Here is a 3,869-nt window from a genome sequence, read left to right as displayed (position 1 = left end):
TCTTTTAGTCTTACTTATTTATTATTGCTGGGAGAATAAAAACTGGGATGCACCCAATAGGGTTCCACCAATTGCGGCATTGTCCAAAAAATAGCCCAATAAACCGAAGCAACTTGGGCTGAATAGTAAAGTTCAGTTTATTTTGTGTTTGCTCATGAATTTTTAGATTTTTACCTCTGAGCAAATACCAAATTAAAATCAAATTGATAATTAATAATAAATAGCTTAATAAAGAAGCTTGATTTTCCATTTTTTGAGTAAAATGTCTCTATTTTTAGGCTCAACGCTGAGGTTCTTTACTTACAACCCAGACTATCTCGCGTTGACACATCCGTAACCGGATTTACGCCATCGGCTCTTTCACACAATAGTGATACTTGATAGCGGTCAATCAAAGCATCTGTAAAATCAGCGCCAGTGATATCAGCATCGTAAAAGCGGCTGCTCGTCAAAGTGGCTTCTGTAAAAATGACATTTTTTAAATTAGCACTATCCATAGTCACGCGATCAACTAAAGCGCCGCTCAAGTTCGCACCTTCCAAATTTGCTTTTAATAAAACTCCCTTAGTCAGAATTGCATTGGTTAAATTCGCTCCTTGGAAATTCGCACCTCGCATTTCTGCTGCTACAAAAGTCACACCGACTAAATCAGCGTTAGAAAAGTCACGATTTTCTAAATTTGTATTGTTGTAATTGATTGTGTTTATTTGAGCAAAAGCCGGTTTAGGATTAAGTATGATCCACAAAAATGCTAGGATTAAAATCACAATCAAACCAAAAAACCGGAGTAAAATCTTTTTCATAACTTTATTATTTGTTCTTTGTCATTAGTCCTTTGTCATTTGTCCTCTGTTAATTAACAATGACTAATGACTAATGACTAATGACTAATGACTAATGACTATTTCCAATCTTTACCAATCCGAATTGTGAGATCAGATTCTAAATCACCAATCGCCGCTACCTCAATTTGACCCAAGCCTAAGACTTTTTGCAAATCAACTCCAACTCGTCGGTTGCCTTTTTGGACAACAATCTGAGTTTGGCGTTGGGTATCTGGCCAATCAGGCACTTTGTAAATATTAGTAAAGCCTTTCTGTTTCAGATAAGCAATAACTTTTTCAGTTAGCTGAGGTTGATTGGAAGCATTTTGAATAGCAATTTTGAGGTTAGGAACCTGACGCATATCTGGTTTCAGACCAGGTACATTTACCCCAACATAATCATTCAACAGGCTCTGTTGTCCAGTCATATTTAGCCAATAGCTATCAGGGTCTTTGCTAAAACGGCTAAACGTACCAGGCAACACGGTCATTTGGAAATTATCCCGATCCAAGTTGAGACCGAAGTTCACCAACGCCATCATTTCTTCCATCTTCAGGTTGGTATCAAAGTATTTTCGCATCAAGCGAGTTAATTGAGGCAACCTGGGTAAGACGGTAGGACTATTTAAGCGTTGCAGCAATGCTGCTGTTAGTGCTTGCTGACGCTGCACTCTCGGCAAATCTCCCAAACCTGGTTCTCGGAATCGGGCAAACTGTTCTGCTTGTTCGCCGTTGAGGGTTTGCCAGCCACTGACTAAATTAATCGACAGGCGACTGCTGGAGTCTTTATATTCCATTGATTGCGGAACAAAGACCTCTATTCCGCCTAACTGATCGACTAACTGCCGTAATCCACTGGTAGAAATACGGATATAGCGATCGATTGGGGCATTGTTTAAGGTACGACTAACTACCCGTGCTGCCAAGACTGGGCCGCCTTTGGCATTAGCATCAGATACCTTAGTTAAACCCTTTTCTCCCTTTTCTGGGATGGCGATCATCGTATCTCTGGGAATCGAAAGCACCCGTACAGATTTGTCACTAGGGTTAAGCCGTACCAGCAGCATGGTGTCACTTTTCCCAGCAAAGCTTTCTGGTGAACCGTCAACAGTACCACTAACTGGTTCAATCCCCATAATTAAAATATTCATGGGTCGTGAAAGCTTGTACTGGGAAAGTTTGCTCCATAACTCCCCTGGTAGTGGTATTTTTACCTCGTCTTTAGTTGCAGTTCCTAAATCTTCATCTGTTCGATCTAGATTGCTCCACAACGGAGTCCACAGCGCTAACGTTGATACCAGCAAACCAGATAAGATAATGCCGATGACAACTGTCATGATCCACAACAGCCATCGAGGCATGGTTAAGCCCAGTCTCTCGTAAAGCTGATTGGGAATTGCACCCACTGATTCGACAACGCTACGGTTGGGATTCGCTGGCGGGTTTAGTTCTACCTCCTCCTCTAAATCCTCTACTGGTGCAGGTGTTACTTGATTTTCTGTTCGTTGAAGTTGCTGCGATCGCACCTCAGTTTCAAATTCTGCAACTTGCTGAGATCCAAGCGGATTTTCCGACCATTCGACTTGTTTTATCACAATTATCTCCCCACTCAACCACTCCCTAAAAGTATGTTAATCCAAGCTACAAATATTGCCAGTGGAAAAGCTCACTGTAAACTTGTAATGTTCTTCGGTAAGCCTGTATGACAACATGAATACTTTATTGTTCCCCGTAATCCTTGCTGGTGGTAAAGGTGAACGTTTTTGGCCCCTGAGTCGCAAAGACCGACCCAAGCAATTTTTAAGTCTTGATGGTAGCTCTAGAAGTTTATTACAAGCAACCGCCGATCGATTGATTGAACTCGGTGGCGGTGAGTCCAGCGCTGCGGGAGGGTTTCCAACGCCAGTCGCTCATGGGGGAGACCCCCAAGACCGCGCTGGCTCCTCCGCAGGCGACTGGCGCTCGCGAAGCGTATCCGAAGGATTCACCCCAAGGGGGTGGGATTCCTTGTGGGTAATTACTTCTAATCAGATAGCTGAAGGGGTAAGACAACAATTACCTGATCTACCATCTCAGAATTTATTAATTGAGTCGGAAGGAAGAGACACCGCCGCAGCCGTTGCTTGGACAAGTTTAGAAATCAAACAGCGCTATGGAGAAGACGCTGTTATTGGCTTTTTCCCTGCTGACCACTGGATTGCTGATCAAGAGGCGTTTGCACGCACATTAAGCGCGGCCACGCAACTAGCAGCAAGCACAGCAGCGATCGTTACACTGGGGATCAAGCCTACTTTTCCATCAACCGGTTACGGTTACATTGAACAAGGTGAAAAAATAGGTAGCTTTAATGAGTTGCCAGCTTATCACGTCAACCGTTTTACTGAAAAGCCCAACCGTGAAACGGCAGAAACTTTTTTATCTACGGGACGCTTTAGCTGGAATAGTGGAATGTTCGTTTTTCGGGCAGGGGTTGTTCTCAAGGAACTACATACCCATGCTCCAGAAATTATCGAACCTTTAGAACAACATGGCCCTGATATCTATCCCCAGTTGCCTAAGAAGAGTATAGACTATGCGTTAATGGAAAAGACAACTCTAGCATACGTTTTGCCAGTTGATTTTGGTTGGGATGATTTAGGAGATTGGAATGCGATCGAACGCTTACTCAAAACAAAAGAGACTCCCAATGTGGAACTTGCTACGCACGTAGGGCTAGATACGCAGGGGGCGATTATTTACGCCTCAAATCCAGAGGATGTAGTTGTTACAATTGGTTTAGAGGACGTGGTGATTGTGCGCGATCGCAATGTCACCCTCGTTGTTAAAAAAGAACGTACCCAGGAAATCAAGCAGATCCTCAAAATTCTCCAAAGCGATTCCCGATTTACCGACCTGCTATAAAAGTTAAAACCCTTGGTAGAGGCGAAAAAGCCTATTTTTCCATTATAACTTGACTGTCGAAAAGCAGAGCATTTGAAAGAGGCAGAGGGGCAGGGAGTAGGGAGCAGAGGGGAAAGAGCTAATTTTTTATTCTCCCCCTTGCCC

General features: G+C 43.2%; 3 protein-coding genes. 1 reads left to right on the top strand and 2 read right to left on the bottom strand.

The window, feature by feature from the left end; all coding sequences use genetic code 11:
- Nucleotides 1-296: 296 nt before the first annotated feature.
- Both ACFE90_RS36945 and ACFE90_RS36940 read right to left on the bottom strand, forming a co-directional pair.
- On the bottom strand, nucleotides 297-803 hold the full coding sequence (locus ACFE90_RS36945) for a pentapeptide repeat-containing protein (RefSeq protein WP_375507201.1): 507 nt from the start codon (nucleotides 801-803) through the stop codon (nucleotides 297-299).
- A 98-nt stretch (nucleotides 804-901) separates the two neighbouring features.
- Nucleotides 902-2,419 carry an LCP family protein gene (locus tag ACFE90_RS36940; protein ID WP_375507200.1) on the bottom strand — a complete coding sequence of 506 codons (1,518 nt, stop codon included), beginning with the start codon at nucleotides 2,417-2,419 and terminating at the stop codon, nucleotides 902-904.
- Between the two features lie 115 nt (nucleotides 2,420-2,534).
- On the opposite strand from ACFE90_RS36940, the gene ACFE90_RS36935 reads away from it, so the two are divergent.
- The gene (locus ACFE90_RS36935; protein ID WP_375507199.1) at nucleotides 2,535-3,725 is read left to right on the top strand and encodes a mannose-1-phosphate guanylyltransferase; all 1,191 of its coding nucleotides are present in this window, start codon (nucleotides 2,535-2,537) and stop codon (nucleotides 3,723-3,725) included.
- The last annotated feature ends 144 nt before the right edge of the window (nucleotides 3,726-3,869 follow it).

It is taken from the genome of uncultured Nostoc sp. (assembly GCF_964245445.1).
Taxonomy (GTDB): Bacteria; Cyanobacteriota; Cyanobacteriia; order Cyanobacteriales; family Nostocaceae; genus Nostoc.
Note: the sequence above shows the minus strand (reverse complement) of the source record. Positions and strands in the feature narration are given on the sequence as shown.

Bases quoted from the DNA above. Each gene is read 5' to 3' on its own strand.
- ACFE90_RS36945 (WP_375507201.1), bottom strand. From the start codon at position 803: ATGAAAAAGATTTTACTCCGGTTTTTTGGTTTGATTGTGATTTTAATC.
- ACFE90_RS36935 (WP_375507199.1), top strand. From the start codon at position 2,535: ATGAATACTTTATTGTTCCCCGTAATCCTTGCTGGTGGTAAAGGTGAA.